This is a genomic window from Pseudarthrobacter sulfonivorans, from assembly GCF_031454915.1.
GTDB classification, from domain to species: Bacteria; Actinomycetota; Actinomycetes; order Actinomycetales; family Micrococcaceae; genus Arthrobacter; species Arthrobacter sulfonivorans_C.
The window spans coordinates 32,712-49,565 of the sequence record NZ_JAVDRS010000013.1; the positions used below are offsets into that span (position 1 = coordinate 32,712).

The following is a 16,854-nucleotide window of genomic DNA, read 5'->3' on the forward strand; positions in this document are numbered from 1 at the left end:
AAGGTATCACCGGGGTGGGCTGGTGTGGCCATACTGCATCACTGGCCATCGGACGCCCGCTAGTAGAGGACAACGGGTCAGCTCCAGTCGTAGAAGCCTTTGCCGGTTTTACGGCCGAGTTCGCCGGCGGCGACTTTGTCGCGGAGGATCTGCGGCGGGGCGAAGCGGTCGCCCAGGGTGGTGTGCAGGTATTCGGCGATGCCGAGGCGCACATCAAGTCCCACGATGTCCGTGGTGCGGAGCGGCCCCACAGGGTGCTTGTAGCCCAGGACCATGGCGTTGTCGATGTCCTCGGCGGTGGCCACTCCCTCCTCGACCATCCGCATTGCTTCGAGCGCGATGGCCACGCCCAAGCGGGATGATGCGAAGCCGGGCGCGTCGCGGACCACCACTGCGGTCTTTCCCAGTCGGGCCACCCACTGTTTTGCCGCGGCGAGGGTCTCCTCGGAGGTTTTCTCGGCGATGACCACCTCTATCAGCGTGGAGGCCGGGACCGGGTTGAAGAAGTGCAGGCCCAGGAACTGCTCCGGCCGCGCGAGCGACTCGGCCAGCCCGCTGACGGACAGCGACGAGGTGTTGGTGGCCAGGTAGGCATTCGGGGCAAGGTGCTCGGCCACTGCGGTGAGTGCGGCTGTCTTGAGCTTTTCATCCTCGGGAACGGCCTCGACGACCAGATCGCACGATGCGAATTCGGCGTAGTCGACGCTCGTCGAGAACCGGTCAAGTACCTCGTTGCGGTCGCCTGCAACCACGCCGCGCTCGAAGGACGCCGCGACGGACGCGGCGACGCGTTCCCGGGCGCCGTGGGCGGTGTCCTCGTCACGCTCGACGACGGTCACTTTGGATCCGTGGATGAGGAACGCGTGTGCGATGCCGGCACCCATGCGGCCGCCACCCAGGACGCCGACGGTTGCCGGCAGGAGTGCTGTCGGAGTTTCTTCGTTGCTGGTGCTCACGGTTACTTCTTCCTGTCGAGGAACTGCTGCATACGGTCGAATTTCGCCTGGGATTCGAAGAGGATGCCTTGGGCGAGGGTGTCGATGATGGGATGGACCTCCCGCGGAGCGTGGAAGACGGTCTTGGTCAAGCGCACCGCGAGGGGGTCCTGGCGGGCGATGCGGTCTGCCAGTGAGTGGGCCGCCTCCAGGAGTTCCCCGGGTTCAACGAGTTCCGTGATGAGCCGTGCCCGGAGGCACTCGTCGCCGGTCAGCGTGCGCCCGGCCAGGAGGATTTCCTTGGCCAGCGGCTCACCAACGAGCTCGCGGAGCCGCCAGGTGGCCCCAGCGGCGGCGACGATGCCGAGCCCGGTTTCCGGGTTGCCCATCCGGAGGCCAGTGGTGCCGATGCGGAAGTCGGCGGCGTAGGCAAGCTCGGCGCCGCCGCCCAGGGCAAACCCGTCGAGGGCGGCGATGACGGGCATGGGAAGCTTGGCGAGCCGGTCGAACAGCGAGGAGTTGATGCCAGCCAAGGCGTCATCCCGACGGCGTTCGCGGAGCTGGGCGATGTCGGCACCGGAGGCAAAAAATGCCTTTGAACCGGTTGCCGCGTCCGCCTGCGTGCCCGCGAGGATCAGGATCTTGGGTGTTGCTTCCAGATGGGCGCAAACAGCGTGCAGCTCTTGGACCATGGCGGAGTCAATGGCGTTGCGCACCTCTGGGCGGTGCAGGCGGACCAGAATCCGGTCCTCGCGCTCGGCAATCCGGAGCGTGGCGAACGCCGAGGCGTCGAGGAAGCCTTGGGCGGCACCTGCCGCATCAACGGCGTCGTAAATTTCCTGAGTTGTCATGACATGCCTTCCAAAAGCAGGGCTGTTCCCTGGCCGACGCCGACGCACATGGTCGCGAGGCCGAGCTTGCGGGCGTTGCCGGCGAGTTCGCGTTCCATGCGTCCGAGCAGGGTGACCACGAGCCGGGACCCGGAGGAGCCGAGCGGGTGGCCGAGGGCGATGGCACCGCCGTCAGAATTCACGATGTCCTGCTCCAGTTTCAGTTCGCGCATCACGGCGAGGGACTGCGAGGCGAAGGCCTCGTTCAGTTCCACGGCGCCCAGATCACCGACGGAGAGTCCGGCGCGGTCCAGGACCTTGCGGGTGGCGGGGACCGGGCCGATGCCCATCACCTCAGGCGCCACTCCGGCCGAGCTGCCCTCCAGGATCCGGGCCCGCGGCGTCAGGCCGTACCTTTTGATTGCGGCTTCGGAGGCGACGATGATCGCTGATGCTCCGTCGTTGAGGGAGGAAGCGTTCCCGGCGGTGACCACGGAGCCGCCTTTGACGACGGGCCGGAGTCCGGCGAGGACCTCCAACGTGGTCCCGGGCCGGGGCCCTTCGTCGGTGTCCACCAGCGTGGTGGCGCCCTTGCGTCCGGCAACGCTCACGGGCACGATTTCGTCAGCGAACCGGCAGGCACTGATCGCTGCCAGAGCACGTTCGTGCGAGCGGGCGGCGAAGGCGTCGCAGTCATCCCTCGACGTGCCGTACACGCGGGCGACTTCCTCCGCGGTCTCCGGCATGGAGAAGGAGGCCTTGCCGTCACGGGAACGCTCGCCGCTCAGGAACGCGGGATTAACGAAGCGCCACCCGATGGACGTGTCGAAAACCGCGCCGGGCTTGGCGAAGGCTTTGTCGGGTTTCTCCATAACCCAGGGGGCGCGGCTCATGGATTCCACGCCGCCGGCGACCACGATGTCCGCAGCTCCTGCCTTGACCATGTGGCTTGCCATGATGATGGCGGACAGGCCGGAGGCGCAGAGCCGGTTTACGGTGATGCCGGGGACACTGTCGGGGTAGCCCGCGAGGAGCCAGGCCATGCGTGCCACGTTGCGGTTCTCCTCGCCGGCGCCGTTGGCATTGCCGAGGATGACCTCGTCCACCACTGCCGGGTCAATGCTGGCGCGTTCGACGGCGGCGCGTACCGTCAGTGCCGCGAGGTCATCCGGCCGGACGGAGGAGAGGGAGCCGCCGTAGCGGCCCACGGGCGTGCGGGCGCCACCAATCAGAAAGGCCTCAGCCATGTTTTTGCTTTCCTTTGTTCGTGTCGCCGGCGTTCTGGCGCGGTCATCTGTCGCGATCCGCGACGGCGGACCGGGAAGCTTAGTTGAAGGCGGAGATGCCCGTGATGTCGCGGCCCACGATGAGTGCCTGCATGGAGTCGGTGCCCTCGTAAGTGGATACGACTTCCATGTCGGTCATGTGGCGTATGACGTGATTCTCCAGCAGCAGGCCGTTGCCGCCGAGCAGGTCACGTGCCTCGTTGCAGATCCATTTGCCTTTTTGGGCGGTTGCCATTTTGACCATCGACGCCTGTGCGACGGTGAGCTGGCCTCGGTCCGCGAGTTCGGCCATGCGGTTGCACAGCAGCTGCATGGTGGTGAGTTCGCTGAGCATGTTCGCCAACCGTGACTGCACCAGCTGGTACGACGCGATCGGTTTGCCGAACTGGATGCGGGTTTGCGCATAATCGGATGCAATTTCGAAGGCGGCCATGGCATGGCCTACCGCCTCCCAGGCTGCGCCGCCCCGGGTTGCCTGAAGCACGCGGGACACGTCACGGAACGAGTGGCATCCCTCTAGCCTGTTGGCCGCGGGCAGGCGCATTTCCTCGATGACGATGTCGGCCTGGAGGATGGCACGCTTGCCCACCTTGCCGGTGATCACGGTGGGGGAGTAGCCCTCCGGGTACCGGCCGTCGTCGTCCTTTTCGATGACGAACGCGTTGACGTTCCCGTCCTCGGTGTTGCGGGCGAACAGGACAATAACGTCAGCGACGTGCCCGTTGCCGATCCACCGTTTGCGGCCGCCCAGGACCCACTGGTCCCCGTCGCGGCGGGCGCTGGTCTCCAGTGCGACAGAGTCCGAGCCGTGGTCCGGTTCGGTCAGGGCGAAGGCTCCTGTTTTTTCGATCCGGGCCAGGGCAGGAAGCCAGCGCTGCCGCTGCTCGTCGCTGCCGAGAATGTTCAGGGCCCCCATACAGAGATTCGAGTGGATGCCGAGGAAGGTGTTGAGGCTGCCGTCCGCCCGGGCCATCTCGCGGGCCACCATGCCGGCGGCCTTACGGCTCATACCCGGGCATCCATAGCCTTCGATGATGGTGCCGATGATTCCCAGCTCGGCCAGCGGCGGCAGCAGTTCGGTGGGGAATTCGGCCTTCTCCCAGTACTCATTGATGACCGGCAGGACACGCTGCTCGGCGAACGCACGGACTTTGTCCCGGATGCCGATCTCCTCAGGGGTGAGGTCGTCATCCAACAGGAAGTAATCGGAGAGCGTTGCGCGCTGATCAATTGTGGTGGTCATTGAACTGTCCGTTCGTAAACTTGTTGGAACTGTGGTGATGCTGCGGCGGGGACTGCTGCTCCTGGGGACGCTGAACGCAGCCACGCGAGAATGGGCTCTCGGTGGGCATTGTGATCCGGCGGGGCCATGTCGTAGCTGACCGGGGTTTCGGAGAAGGTGATGGGGTTGCGGATCCCCGGCAGCGCGGACTCGCCCGTACCGACTTTGACGACGGGATCCAGTCCGATCCGTTCGGCGAATTCAAGGCCCTGACGGACGTCGTTGATCGGCGCGCAGGGGATCCGCGCCTCTGTGAGGATCTCAAACCATTCGGCGGAACCTCGGCTGCGGAGGGCCTCCAGCAGCAGCGGCCTCAGAGCCTTGCGGTTGAGGCTGCGCTGGGGAGCCGTGGCGAAGCGGTCGTCGCCGGTCAGGGCCGGCGTGCCGATCGCCTGGCAGAGCCGGCGGAACTGGGGGTCGTTGCCAATGGCGATCACAATGTCACCCTCGCCCGTGGTCAGCGGCTCATAGGGGTAGATGCTGGGGTGTTCGTTTCCGAGCCGGGTGGGCACACTGCCGCTGAGGAGGTACCCCGCTGTCTGGTTGACCATGCCGGACAGGGCGGAGGACATCAGGTTGACTTCGATCCGCTGTCCTTTACCGCTGCGCTGGCGTTCCTGGAGGGCGGCCAGGATGCCGATGGCCGCGTGCAGGCCGGTCATCACATCAAACACGGCCACGCCGGACCTGTACGCGGGAGTCTCGGGTGAGCCGGTCACGCTCATGAGACCAGACATGGCCTGGACCAGGAGGTCGTAGCCGGGAAGGGACGCGCCGCCTGCTGTCCCGAACCCGGTAATGGATGCGTAGATCACGCTGGGGTTTGTTGCCGCAACCGTGTCATAGTCCAGGTCAAACTTGTTCAGCCCGTTGGGCTTGAAGTTCTCCACTACCACGTCCGCCTGCCCGGCAATCTCCTGGGCAATCCGCCGGTCCTCCGGGTCCTGGAGATCCAGGGAGATGGAGCCCTTGTTCCGGTTGATCGAGAGGTAGTAGGTGGACTGGCCGTCCCGGACGGGCGGCTTCCAGGCCCGCGTCTCATCGCCGTCGGGGCTTTCGATCTTCACCACGGTGGCACCCATGTCAGCCAGCAGCATGGTGCAGTACGGGCCAGCAAGCACGCGGCCGAAGTCGGCCACGAGCAGCCCGGCAAGTGGTCCGCTGCCAGTGCGACCGAACATGTCGGCGTCGAGCGGCGCGTCAGGTGCCGCAAAATTTGCGGCCCGATGCCGCCCATTGAGGGGGCTTGTTTCAATCATCACCATGCTCCTTGGAATCCTTGGGTGCTAGATCTATGCCTTGGGGATCCGGACGAGCTTTTTGTTGGCGAATTCGTTAATCCCATACTGCGCGAGTTCCCGGCCGACGCCCGAACGCTTGACGCCGCCAAAGGGCAGGTCCGGTGCGCTGCGGCTGATGCTGTTGATCCACACCATGCCGGTTTCCAGCTGGTCGGCGAGCTGCTGGGCGTAGTCGACATCGGCGGTGTAGATGGAGCTGGACAGGCCGTAGGGGGAGTCGTTGGCCAGGTCGATGGCAGCCTCGGGGGAATCCACGTGGAAGACCACTGCTGCCGGGCCGAAGATCTCTTCCGAGTAGGCACGCATCTGGGGTGTCACGCCGGTCAGCACCGTGGCAGGGTAGTAGGCGCCCGGTCCGTCTGGGCCGGCACCGCCGGTGGAAGCGGTTGCGCCCTTGGCGACGGCGTCCTGGACCAGCTCGTCGATTTCTTCGACGGCGGACTGGGAGGACAGCGGACCGAAGGTCGTTTTTGCATCCGTGGGGTCACCAGGCGTGATCCTGGACATGGCTTCGGTGTAGCGCTCCAGGAACTCGTCGTAGATGTCGCCGACGATGATAAAACGTTTGGAGGCAGTGCAGGCCTGGCCGCCGTTGTACATGCGGCCGGAAACGGCGCCGGTCACGGCCTTGTCCAGGTCGGCGTCCGGCAGCACGATGAACGGGTCTGAACCGCCCAGCTCAAGCACATACTTCTTCAGGTGGCGTCCGGCGACCTCTGCGACGGCGGATCCGGCCTTCTCGGATCCTGTCAGGGAGACGCCCTGGACCCGCGGGTCGGCAATCATCGTGGCGATCTGGCCGCTGGTGGCAAATGCGTTGATGTAGACGTCCCCCGGCAGCCCGGCATCCCGGAAGACTGCCTCGATGGCCAGCGCCGACTGCGGGCAATTGCGGGAGTGCTTCAGCATGACCGTGTTGCCGAGCGCGATGTTGGGCGCGGCGAAGCGGGCCACCTGGTAGTACGGGAAGTTCCACGGCATGATGCCCACAAGGGGGCCGATGGGTTCGGTACGGACAACCGCCCGGCCGGGTCCCTTGACGTCCAAGGGCTCTTCGCGGAGAAAGCGTTCGGCATTGTCCGCGTAGTACTCGTAGATGGAGGCAACGAGGGCAACCTCGCCCTTGGCTTCCGCCGTTGTCTTCCCTACTTCAAGGGTCAGCAGCGCGGCCAGCTCGTCGGAGCGTTCGCGGTGCAGCTCGGCCACCCGGCTGAGGATGGCAGTTCGTTCGGCCAAGGGAACGGAGCGCCATTCACGGTATTCCGTGAACGAACGCTTCAGTACGTCCTGTACGTCCTCGTCGCTGAGGGACGGGAACTCGGCAACGCGTTCGCCGGTTGCCGGGTTGATAGTTGCGTAGTTGCTCATCGTCCTGATCTCTTCCTGCGGGGAATTTGTCTTAGTGACTACGATCCCAGCTGTCGGCTATACAGTCCAATACTTATTAGTCGTTCTATCTATGACAATTTCGCACTAATACCCTGGGCGGACTATCCAGGAAGGCGGAATCGCGGGGTGACTGCCCTGTTTGAGGCCTTGTGCCATCAGATCGGGCTGAATCGCCAGGCAACCTAAATAATGGGCATTCGACGGCCGCACGGCCCGAGGGCCGGGCCACAGTTGATTCGGCGGCCTGATGACCGCGCCCTGTTTGCGCGGCGGCTATGCCTCCTTGAATACGGGATATGACCGGGTTAGATGCATATGCATTTAATTCTCGGCCTAAGCGGGACCGCCGGACGAAGCCAGCCGCTCATTCAGGTGCAACGAAGGGATTAACATGCGTGCAGTCATCTATAAGGGCATCGGCGAGATAGTCGTCGGGGAAAGCCTCCGTTCCCGAGATAGGCCCGAAGGACGTTCTGGTCAACAACATGCGGGCCGGCAATTCGTCCTCTCGGAGCTGACGATGATCGGCTCCACCGCCTACAACAACGAGGACATCGCGCAGGTCGTCTCGTCCCTCGGCGACGAGAAGTACGATCCGCCGCCTGTGCTCACACACCACTTCGCCCAGGAAGATGTGGTCGAAGCGTTCAAGACCGCGATCGAGAAGAAGGACGAGGCGATCAAGATAGTCGTCGACGTCTACCTCTAATTGTTATGCTCGACGCCGGCACGCTGAGAAAACAGCCTTCATCGCAGGGTGCCAGGCGCTGTGCATACGCGGTGCGGAGCCCGGGCCGGAAGTGCGCGTTGATAAAGCCAACAATCGGAATCGGAAACTCCTAAGGGGGCAATTTTGGTTTTCCGCTCCGGTAAAACAAAGGGCTCGGTCCGCCGGATTTCGCAGACCGAGCCCGTCAATCCAAGGCCACGATCACCTGTTGCGGTAGGCCTCTATAACGCTCGAAGCGTCTTGCGCTGCAAGGCCGAGTGCCACCGCGCGCTCGAGTACGGTACGGGCGGCCTTGGTCATCTCGCCTTGGAAGCCAGTGTTTTCAGCCGTGTCGTCTACCAGCGCGCAGTCTTTCAGGAAGATGTCGACGCGGGCGGATATGTTTTCCGGTTTCCGGTCAAGGATGCGCGGGCCGTAGTGTTCAAGCATCCATGAGCCGCCGGCGCCGCCTCTTACGGCTTCGAAAACCTGGTGAGTATCGAGGCCAAGCCGTTCGGCGAAGCCAAGGGCTTCGGCGGCGACCACCAATTGGCTGGTGGCCAACAGCTGGTTCACCATTTTGAAGGCCTGACCGTCGCCGACGTTGGGACCTGCGAAGACAACTTTGCCCATGGTTTCGAGTATCGGACGAATGCGTTCGATCTCCTCCGGGTCGCCGCCGGCGAAGAGAGTGAGGGTGCCGGCGATTGCGCCGGGCACGCCGCCGGTCACAGGGACATCCAAGAGCATGGGGCCGGCGGGCGGCCGCTCTGCGGCGAGTTTCTGCATGGCGGCCGGGCCGAGCGTGGAGAGAATGACGATGGTGGAGCCCGCACCGGCACGGGCGTACAGGCCTTCCGGTCCATTCAGGACGGCTGCAGCCTGGTCGGCGGTGGCAACCATGACCAGCACAGTGTCCGCAGGAAGAGCGCTATTGATGGATTCGGCGGTCTTCAGGCCTTGCTTGCGCGCTTCGGCCAGGCGCTCTGGTGAGGTGTCGACGGCGGTGACGTTTCCGGCTGCTGCGGCGCGCACGGCCATGGGGAGGCCGATTGCGCCGGCTCCGATGAAGGCGATCTGGGGGGTGCTCATGGCAAGCATCCTTTCATGTAACGGTTTACGTGGACGTGGGAAAGCGTGGCCAGGCATCGAGCCCGGCCACGCTTTCCAGTGCTATGCGCTGATAAGGGTTTGGATCTGTGTGACGGTGGTGAAAACTGCGACGGCGGCGTAAAACAGCACCGCAAGGCCGAGTGCCAAGATTCGTGGGCGGGTGATGCGAACTACCTTGTGCAGGCTGCGGTTCAGGCGGATAAGGAGGGCGCAGTACACCACCATGACCCCGCAGTTCAGGATTGCAGCCATGGCCAGCAGGGTGATGGGCTGGGTAATGCCAACACTGAGGATGATGACGCCCAGGGCAATCATGGTCCACACGCACGTGGTGTAGATCTTTGCTTCGGTCCAGAACTTGTGATCGCGCAAGTAGCTGACGGCAAGGACGTCGGCGACAACGCGGGCGACGATGTCCACTACGGCCAGATTCGCGAACATCAGGGCGACGGTGCCGATGAGCAGGTAGAACGTCTGCAGCGGGCCGCCGAACTGCTCGCCGATGATGTTGGCCTGCACCTGGATGAACGACAGGTCGCCCTTGCCTTCATAGCTCCCGACGGGCATCAGCCGGTAGGCAAGGAGTGAGAAGATCACGATGGTGAACAAACCGATGACGAAGAAGGACCAGAACTGTTCGGTCTTGGCATTCTTCCACCAGGTCTTCCAGTGCCCCTCACTCTCGGGGGTAATTTCAAACTGCGTGCCCGTGGCAGATCCGGCTTCTTCGTGACCGGTGATAGGGGAGACAATGCGAGGTGCGTGGGCTCCCATGCCCCAACCCTTATCCCGGATGTAGTTGCTGACGGTCAGATTGAGTGCGCCGCCGCCGCCCGCGAACACCATCGCTGTGACCAGGAATGCGGCCGGGATGCCCTCCGGCATGCGCCCGGCTCCCTGGACAGTGGCTGCAGGCAGCGCGGCCCACGGTTCCCATCCGATGACGAACAGAATGATCACCACGGCGAAGACCAGGATCGCGATGACCTTGAGGAACTCGATCTTTTCCACGGTCTTATAGACGATGGGCGAGAGCGTGAGGACGAGGCCAATAATGACAAGGCCGCCGACAGCGATCCACTGTACGCTTCCCTGCCCGCCGGCCGTGAAGGTCACCATGGTGGCCGCGCTGCTCATCCAGCCGGGCCACGCGAAGGGGACAACGGTCATGATGACAAACAGCGGAGCCCAGCCGCGCCAGAGACGCGTGAATCCGGTTACGGCTGTTTCGCCCGTTGCCAGCGTGTAGCGTGCTACTTCAGTGTTGATGAAGTACTGAAGCCCCAAACCGACTGCGGCGGCCCAGAGAAAGGTAAGCCCGACCTGGCTGGTGATGTACGGGTGCGAGATGTATTCGCCCGATCCGATGCCAACGGCCACCAGGATAATGCCCGGGCCGAGCATTTTACGGAGTCCGACGGGCTTGGGTAGCTCCGCCCATCGCAGGGCCGGAAGACGGCCCATTTTCTGGCGGCCTGCGGAACCGGAGGCGTCTTTGCCCTCCAGCCCCTGGGCGGCTTGGGAATCATTCAATTTCATGGCCTTGGCTCATTCTCGTTGAGGGGTCCGGCAGCGTGTTCACTGCTGCACTTGCGTCAGCGTCGCTGTGGCTGGAGCGTTTCGGGGCTACATCCTGCGTCGACGCCGGTGTGACCTCCGTAACAACTCCTTCCAAGAATGCTAGGGAGTCCTGTCTATCTAACACAAATACCAATGAGTGATGGTTCAATACGAAAACTAGATGACTGATGCGGATGGTCTTGATGGCAATTAGACGTCAGGTTCCGGCAGAACGTCGTCACAGACCTCGAGAACCCGGGCGAGGGCCGGGGACGTATTGTCAGTCCGCCATGCGATGGCGGCATGCAGCCAGATCGGTTCGCCGGCGATCGGCAGATAGGCCACGCCTGTGGGCTGGACATGTTGGACGGAAGTGAGCGTCAGCGTGGCGCCGGCGCCTGCCGCCACCAGGGCGAGGATCGTATATGAGTCAGGAGCTTCCTGAACAATCCGGGGAGTAATTCCCCGTTTGGCGCAGGAGTCGACGAGGGCGGCTCGCAGCGAAGATCCCCCCTCTGCGGGAAAGCTGATGAATGGATCGTCGGCCAGTTGTTCCAAGCGGACCTCCGACCCTCCGGCGAGGGGGTGCGAGGAAGGCAACGCGCAGATGAGTCGTTCATGTTCGACTATCCGGTAACTGATGTCAGGGTGGGGGATGGGCAGGCGGACGAAGCCCATGTCGAGCTGTCCATTGGCGACCTGATCCAAGGCTGCGTTGGCATAGATCTGCCCCTGTAGGACGAAATCGATGCCAGGATAGCGGCGCCGGACCTCCTGGGCTAGAGGGGGAAGGATCTTGCTGCTCGAGGCTCCTGCAAAACCGAGGCGGACGCGTCCGGATTCACCGGCTGTGATGGAACGCGCGGCAGCCTGCGCGAGCTCGACGTCGGCCAGGACTTTGCGGGCGGGGCCCAAGAGCCTCTCCCCGGCATCGGTTAGCGTCACTGATCGCGTATTCCGATTGAAAAGTTTGATTTTGAGTTGCTTCTCTAGTTGCTGGATCCGGTAGCTCAGCGGCGGCTGCGCGATCTGAAGGCGCTCGGCCGCGCGGCTGAAATGGAGCTCCTCCGCTACCGCGACGAATGCCTCAAGTTCTTTGAATTCCACTGTTCATCCTTGGGTTCTCGTTGCCCGGGCCGCACCTCGGACCAGGGGGGCGCGAGGATCGAAGCACACACGGTTTGATTTATATATCTAAAGCATAGATAACTAAGTGCTCGATTGGTATTGGACGCCGAATAAGTTGTTTTGGGAAGGTAAAGCCATAGGGCGCAGCGTTGTCTGCGGTATTGAAGGAGTTTCCACGTTGACCATGCAAGCGTCGAACACACGCCCACAGGGGGTTCCCCCTGGCGGCAGGACCAAGAACAAGGCGCTTTCCATGCGGGAAGCGATTGCCCGCTACGTCCATGACGGTGATGTCGTGGCGATTGAGGGCTTTACACATGCGATACCTACAGCGGCAGGTCACGAGATCATTCGCCAAGGGCGGAAGAACCTGACCTTGGTGCGGATGACTGCAGACATTGTGGTGGACCAGATGCTGGCCGGAGGGTGCATCAGTACTCTGGTGTCGTCTTTCGTCGGAAACTCCTCGGCTGGCTCCTTGGGGGAGTTGCGCCGGCGAGTGGAGCGGTCCGATCCCGCCCCTCTGGATTACCAGGAGTACAGCCACTACGGGATGATCTGCCGGTACTTGGCCGGTGCTCAAAGACTGCCTTTTTATCCTCTCCGGTCATACTTTGGGTCGGACCTTCCGCGGATCCAAGATGGGATGCGCAAGGTCACCTCACCTTTTCCTGATGAGAAGGGATTGTACGAAGAAATTTACGTAGTCCCGCCGATCAACCCCGACGTCACGATTGTGCACGCCCAGCGGGCCGACCGATCGGGCAATACACAGATGTGGGGCCTCACCGGCATCCAGGCCGAAGCGGTCTTCGCAGCCAAGCATGCGATTGTCGTTGTTGAGGAGATCGTCGACGACGACGTCATCCGGGCCGATCCCAACCGCACGGTGATCCCTGCGCTGGCAGTGGATGCTGTCGTGGAATGCCCCGGCGCCACCCATCCCTCATTTTCGCAAGGCTACTCCGACCGTGACAACGATTTTTATCGGTCCTGGTCAGGCATCAGCGCCGACCCGGTCACCCTCTCGAACTGGCTGGATGAGTGGATCTACGGAACAGACGACCATGCAGACTACCTGGCCAAGCTTGGAGATGCCACGCTGGCCCGTCTCCGTGTAGGAGAGGCGCTGAGCGGTCGGGTCAACTACGGAACACGGCTCGAGCCGGCCGACGGCGCCGGCGAAAACACAAAGGACCCGCGATGACTTCATTGGCCGCAGAAATCGGCATCAGTGCGACGGAGTTGCTTACCGTCGTCGCTTCACGCGAACTGGCAGGCAGAAATACTGTGTTTGCGGGAATCGGGTTGCCTACGCTCGCTGTTTCACTCGCCAGCATGACCACTGCGCCGGATTTGGAAATCGTTTACGAATCCGGCGTGTGTGGAGCACATCCATCCCATCTTCCCGAAACCATCGCGGACGCTGTCCTGATCACCGGAGCAGAGGCTGTCCTGTCGATGCCGGTCCTGTTCGGCTATGTCTTGCAGGGCGGCCATATCGACGTCGGATTCCTCGGTGCGGCCCAGATCGACCGGTGGGGAAACCTGAACTCCTCCGTAATTGGACCATGGGAGAAACCAAAGGTGAGACTGCCCGGCTCAGGTGGCGCGGTCGAAGTGGCTGCCAACTCCAAGGAAGTGTTTGTGGTGATGCGACGCCACGACGCCCGCACTTTTGTGGAGACCCTGGACTTCTGCACGTCACCAGGCCCGGACCGTGCCCTTGCAGAAGGTGGCCGCGTGAGAGGGGCAGGGGTAACCAAGGTGATAACCGAGTTCGGAATCCTGACTCGGTCCGGGGTGGACCAGGAACTGAAACTGTCCGCGGTCCACGAGGGCGTCACCGTGGACAAGGTTCGTGCGAACACTGGCTGGGACCTCCAAATTGCCGATGATCTGGCCATTACGCCGCAACCTACGGTAGAAGAGTTGCGGTTGCTCCGCACAGAGATTGACCCGCGCCGTGTCTACCTGCGATGACCGCGAAATAATAGAGAGCATCGAAAACCATGAAGATTGAACGCATCGAAGCCATTCCCTATGAAATCCCGTATGTCAGGGCGCTGAAATTTGCCAGCGGGGAAGTCACGACCGCCGACCACGTTCTGCTGCGCATCCACACCGACGCCGGTTTTGTCGGACAGGCTGACATCCCGCCGCGCCCCTACACATATGGTGAGACACAAGCGTCAATAGTGGCTGTAATCGAAGGCATCTTCGCCCCGGCACTGATCGGCATGGACCCGTTCCGCCGCCAGGCGGTCCAGCAGATGCTGCGCAGAACCGTGCACAACAACACGGCCAAGGGTGCCATAGACATAGCGCTGTGGGACATCATCGGCCAAGCAACCGGCAGCTCTGTCTGGAGCCTGTTGGGCGGCTTTGCTCCGTCCATGCGCGTGAGCCACATGCTCGGTTTCAAAGAGCCCGAGGTGCTGCTCGACGAAGCCCGGCGTTTTGGTGAGGACTACGGCATCACTACCTTCAAGCTCAAGGTGGGCCGGCGACCGCTGGCCCTCGACATTGAAGCGTGCCATGTGCTGCGCGAGGGGTTGGGCGAGAATGTGGAAATCTATCTCGATGCTAACCGTGGCTGGACAGCCAACGAAGCAATCGAGGTCCTACGCCGTACGGAGGGCCTAGGCCTCAGCTTCCTCGAGGAGCCTTGCGACGCCAAGGAAGCCATGGGCCGTCGTCGGCTGGTGCAGATGTCAACGATCCCAATCGTGGGGGACGAAAGCGTGCCGACGGCAGGAGACGCTTCACGCGAGCTGCTCTCGGGTGGCTGCAACGGCCTCTGCATCAAGACCGCACGGACCGGCTTCACTGAGTCCCAGGAAGTACTGGGACTGGCCACGGGACTTGGTGTAGACGTCTATATGGGAAACCAGATAGACACCCAAATCGGAACGATTGCCACTGTGGTGTTCGGCGCGGCGCATGAAGCTACAAGCCGACGTGCAGGAGAGCTGTCCAACTTCCTTGATATGGCCGACGACCTACTGGCCGACCCTCTCGTCATTACGGAAGGCCGGATACACGTACCGGAAGGTCATGGCGTCGGCGCCAGGATCGACGAAGATAAGCTCGCGTTCTACCGCGTCGATGGCGTTTAGTCATCCTCATCCAGATAATTCCTAAGCGAACAGGCTCAACAATGACGTCCCTCAGTGCTCCGGAGAAAGAATTCGCCCACCCGCGCCAAACAATGCGTGCTGTAGTAAAGGCAAGGCCCGAACGTGGTGCCGAATTCGTCGACAGCTACGCCGAACGGCAACTTGCGGCCGGTGAGGTAAGAATACAGATTGCTGCAGCCTCGGTTTGCGGAACTGATCGCGAGCTCTACGAGTACTCGCCCATGGCGCAGGCATTCAACCTCAACATCCCCGTGGTGCTGGGCCATGAGTGCGCCGGCACCGTTATCGAAGTCGGACCCGGCGTTGACTCTCTTGCTATCGGGGACAGAGTGGCGCTCGAATCCCACGTCGCCTGCTGGGACTGCTATCCGTGTGATACCGGAAACGCACACAACTGCCTCAACATGCAATTGCTCGGTTTGCACCTTGACGGCGGTTTCGCCGAGAGGCTGGCCATCCCCGCAACCGCATGCTTCAAGTTGCACCCGGATTTCCCCCTCGAACAGGGCGCTCTCCTGGAGCCGGCCGGGGTTGCCATGCACGCCATTCAGCGATCCAAGATTGACCTCGCAGGGGCTGACGTGGTGATCAGCGGCGGAGGCCCGGTGGGCCTTTTTATTGCGGCGATTTCCCGCGCCATGGGTGCGGGCAACGTGGTGGTTATCGAACCCAACGCCTACCGCCGAGGACTCATTGAGGAACTGGGGGCAACGTCACTTACCCCCGGGGACGATGTAATAGGAACTTGCCGCCGGCTTTCGGGCGCCAAATTTGGTTTTGATGTCGCCTTCGAGGCCTCCGGCGTGCCGGCAGCGCTGCCGCCACTTCTGGAAGCCCTTCGAAAGGAGGCGACGGTTGTCGCCGTGGGAATTCCGGGCCGGCCGCTCGAATTGGACGTCGCCGCGTACCTCATAAAGAAGGGGCTCACCTTCACAGGCAGCTTCGGCCGCGCTCTCTGGGGAACTTGGGAGAATATCGCTGACCTCGTTGCCAGCGGCAAACTGGACCTGTCCAAATTCATCACGCACCGCCTTCCGTTGTCTGCCCTCGACGAAGCAATCGAACTCCTTTCCCAGGAGTCCTGCAAAGTCCTGCTTATTCCGGGCCTGCCTGACGGAAGCGAGACAATTTCCAAGGGCGATGCATGAACCACCAGGAAGAACTTCCCAGCTACAGCGACCTGCTGGCCCGAACAGACGCGCCGCCGGGCAGCAGTTGGGGCCTCTTTGGGGACGATGATGACCTCGGCACCCTGAATTTCCTGACCCCCGAACGCCGGATCCGTGCGGCGAGTCTGGTCAGTAGCGGCCAAGCCTATTCCCTTGACCTTCCCCTGGATGCCTTTCGACAGCCGCTGATTTCCCACCGCGGCGCCCTGCAGCACACCGTCTTCGGCCTGAACGAGTTCCATCGCGACGACAAGATTGACAACCTTTTCCCACAGGCGACAAGCCAGATTGACGGACTCCGTCACTTCGGTCACCCGGACTACGGCTTCTACAACGGCGCCGATCCCGAGAGACTGATCGCCGGAGACCCGACACTGGGGATCCACCGCTATGCCGAACACGGAGTGGCCGGCAGGGGAGTGCTGCTGGACGTCGGGCGCTACCTGGAGCACAGCGGAGATCCCATCGACTACACCCAGGCGCGGTCCATCCCCGCCCGCGTACTCGACGAAACAGCCCGGCATCAAGGGGTCAACATCGAACCAGGCGACATTCTGCTGTTGCGTTTCGGCTGGCTGGGGCATCGCATGAACCAGATGAGGCAGGACGCGCAAACAGGCAAAGACACTTTGTCTGACACCCCACTGGTTTCTGTGGGCCTGGAACAGAGCCACGACACTGCCGAGTGGTTCTGGGATCACCGTGTGGCACTTGCCGCTGCCGACAACGTCGCACTGGAGGTGTGGCCGGCAACTGCTTCGGGACTCAGTGTCCGAGCCGACACGCAGGGGGCACTCCCGCCCTCCTCACATACCGGCATGCTTCACCGGATCCTCATACCGCTGCTTGGTCTCGCCATCGGGGAACTTTGGCAGCTGGACGAACTGGCCGAAGCCTGCCATGCCGACAGGCGCTACGAATGCATGCTCGTGGCCACGCCGCTCAGGTTGCCCGGTGGTGTCGGCTCACCGTCTAACGCCGTCGCAATCCGCTAACGGCCCCAAGAACACAA

Annotated in this window: 15 protein-coding genes; 6 read left to right on the forward strand and 9 right to left on the reverse strand. The window is 62.6% G+C overall.

The window, feature by feature from the left end; genetic code table 11:
• Positions 1–77 precede the first annotated feature (77 nt).
• From J2808_RS21055 to J2808_RS21080, 6 genes are all read right to left on the reverse strand, one after another.
• On the reverse strand, positions 78–956 hold the full coding sequence (locus tag J2808_RS21055) for a 3-hydroxyacyl-CoA dehydrogenase family protein (protein ID WP_309820595.1): 879 nt from the start codon (positions 954–956) through the stop codon (positions 78–80).
• 2 nt (positions 957–958) lie between these two features.
• Entirely contained in the window at positions 959–1,786 is an 828-nt protein-coding gene (locus J2808_RS21060; RefSeq protein WP_309820597.1) for an enoyl-CoA hydratase/isomerase family protein, read from the reverse strand.
• Entirely contained in the window at positions 1,783–3,012 is a 1,230-nt protein-coding gene (locus J2808_RS21065; RefSeq protein ID WP_309820599.1) for an acetyl-CoA C-acyltransferase, read from the reverse strand. The genes J2808_RS21060 and J2808_RS21065 overlap by 4 nt, the downstream gene beginning before the upstream one ends.
• A 79-nt stretch (positions 3,013–3,091) precedes the next feature.
• Positions 3,092–4,294: an acyl-CoA dehydrogenase family protein gene (locus J2808_RS21070; RefSeq protein ID WP_309820602.1), complete on the reverse strand. Its 1,203-nt coding sequence runs from the start codon at positions 4,292–4,294 to the stop codon at positions 3,092–3,094.
• Positions 4,291–5,592 (reverse strand): CaiB/BaiF CoA transferase family protein, encoded by a 1,302-nt coding sequence (locus J2808_RS21075; RefSeq protein WP_309820604.1) that lies wholly within the window; start codon positions 5,590–5,592, stop codon positions 4,291–4,293. The genes J2808_RS21070 and J2808_RS21075 overlap by 4 nt, the downstream gene beginning before the upstream one ends.
• A gap of 33 nt (positions 5,593–5,625) precedes the next feature.
• A complete protein-coding gene (locus J2808_RS21080; RefSeq protein ID WP_309820606.1) occupies positions 5,626–7,002 on the reverse strand; it encodes an NAD-dependent succinate-semialdehyde dehydrogenase in 1,377 nt (458 codons plus the stop codon).
• Between the two features lie 412 nt (positions 7,003–7,414).
• On the opposite strand from J2808_RS21080, the gene J2808_RS21085 reads away from it, so the two are divergent.
• Positions 7,415–7,732, forward strand: a complete 318-nt coding sequence (locus J2808_RS21085; RefSeq protein WP_309820608.1) for a hypothetical protein — start codon at positions 7,415–7,417, stop codon at positions 7,730–7,732.
• 222 nt (positions 7,733–7,954) lie between these two features.
• On the opposite strand, the gene J2808_RS21090 is transcribed toward J2808_RS21085, so the two are convergent.
• From J2808_RS21090 to J2808_RS21100, 3 genes are all read right to left on the reverse strand, one after another.
• Positions 7,955–8,824: an NAD(P)-dependent oxidoreductase gene (locus J2808_RS21090; RefSeq protein ID WP_309820611.1), complete on the reverse strand. Its 870-nt coding sequence runs from the start codon at positions 8,822–8,824 to the stop codon at positions 7,955–7,957.
• An 81-nt stretch (positions 8,825–8,905) separates the two neighbouring features.
• The gene (locus J2808_RS21095; RefSeq protein WP_309820613.1) at positions 8,906–10,384 is read right to left on the reverse strand and encodes an Nramp family divalent metal transporter; all 1,479 of its coding nucleotides are present in this window, start codon (positions 10,382–10,384) and stop codon (positions 8,906–8,908) included.
• Positions 10,385–10,615: 231 nt separating this feature from the next.
• Positions 10,616–11,512, reverse strand: a complete 897-nt coding sequence (locus J2808_RS21100) for a LysR family transcriptional regulator (RefSeq protein ID WP_307485994.1) — start codon at positions 11,510–11,512, stop codon at positions 10,616–10,618.
• A gap of 274 nt (positions 11,513–11,786) precedes the next feature.
• Between J2808_RS21100 and J2808_RS21105 the strand changes: the two genes are divergently transcribed.
• From J2808_RS21105 to J2808_RS21125, 5 genes are read left to right on the forward strand one after another with little or no spacing between them, the layout of a single operon-like run.
• Positions 11,787–12,740, forward strand: coding sequence for a CoA transferase subunit A (locus J2808_RS21105; protein ID WP_309820617.1), 954 nt, complete (start codon positions 11,787–11,789; stop codon positions 12,738–12,740).
• Complete coding sequence (locus J2808_RS21110) at positions 12,737–13,516, forward strand: CoA-transferase subunit beta (RefSeq protein ID WP_307485988.1); 780 nt, start codon at positions 12,737–12,739, stop codon at positions 13,514–13,516. Before J2808_RS21105 ends, J2808_RS21110 begins: the two co-directional genes overlap by 4 nt.
• A gap of 29 nt (positions 13,517–13,545) precedes the next feature.
• Positions 13,546–14,652, forward strand: coding sequence for a mandelate racemase/muconate lactonizing enzyme family protein (locus tag J2808_RS21115; protein WP_307485986.1), 1,107 nt, complete (start codon positions 13,546–13,548; stop codon positions 14,650–14,652).
• Between the two features lie 41 nt (positions 14,653–14,693).
• A complete protein-coding gene (locus J2808_RS21120) occupies positions 14,694–15,821 on the forward strand; it encodes a zinc-dependent alcohol dehydrogenase (RefSeq protein ID WP_309820622.1) in 1,128 nt (375 codons plus the stop codon).
• Positions 15,818–16,837 carry a cyclase family protein gene (locus J2808_RS21125; RefSeq protein ID WP_309820624.1) on the forward strand — a complete coding sequence of 340 codons (1,020 nt, stop codon included), beginning with the start codon at positions 15,818–15,820 and terminating at the stop codon, positions 16,835–16,837. The genes J2808_RS21120 and J2808_RS21125 overlap by 4 nt, the downstream gene beginning before the upstream one ends.
• Positions 16,838–16,854: the final 17 nt, after the last annotated feature.

Bases quoted from the DNA above. Each gene is read 5' to 3' on its own strand.
- J2808_RS21060 (WP_309820597.1), bottom strand. From the start codon at position 1,786: ATGACAACTCAGGAAATTTACGACGCCGTTGATGCGGCAGGTGCCGCC.
- J2808_RS21065 (WP_309820599.1), bottom strand. From the start codon at position 3,012: ATGGCTGAGGCCTTTCTGATTGGTGGCGCCCGCACGCCCGTGGGCCGC.
- J2808_RS21070 (WP_309820602.1), bottom strand. From the start codon at position 4,294: ATGACCACCACAATTGATCAGCGCGCAACGCTCTCCGATTACTTCCTG.
- J2808_RS21075 (WP_309820604.1), bottom strand. From the start codon at position 5,592: ATGATTGAAACAAGCCCCCTCAATGGGCGGCATCGGGCCGCAAATTTT.
- J2808_RS21080 (WP_309820606.1), bottom strand. From the start codon at position 7,002: ATGAGCAACTACGCAACTATCAACCCGGCAACCGGCGAACGCGTTGCC.
- J2808_RS21085 (WP_309820608.1), top strand. From the start codon at position 7,415: ATGCGTGCAGTCATCTATAAGGGCATCGGCGAGATAGTCGTCGGGGAA.
- J2808_RS21090 (WP_309820611.1), bottom strand. From the start codon at position 8,824: ATGAGCACCCCCCAGATCGCCTTCATCGGAGCCGGCGCAATCGGCCTC.
- J2808_RS21095 (WP_309820613.1), bottom strand. From the start codon at position 10,384: ATGAAATTGAATGATTCCCAAGCCGCCCAGGGGCTGGAGGGCAAAGAC.
- J2808_RS21105 (WP_309820617.1), top strand. From the start codon at position 11,787: ATGCGGGAAGCGATTGCCCGCTACGTCCATGACGGTGATGTCGTGGCG.
- J2808_RS21110 (WP_307485988.1), top strand. From the start codon at position 12,737: ATGACTTCATTGGCCGCAGAAATCGGCATCAGTGCGACGGAGTTGCTT.
- J2808_RS21115 (WP_307485986.1), top strand. From the start codon at position 13,546: ATGAAGATTGAACGCATCGAAGCCATTCCCTATGAAATCCCGTATGTC.
- J2808_RS21120 (WP_309820622.1), top strand. From the start codon at position 14,694: ATGACGTCCCTCAGTGCTCCGGAGAAAGAATTCGCCCACCCGCGCCAA.
- J2808_RS21125 (WP_309820624.1), top strand. From the start codon at position 15,818: ATGAACCACCAGGAAGAACTTCCCAGCTACAGCGACCTGCTGGCCCGA.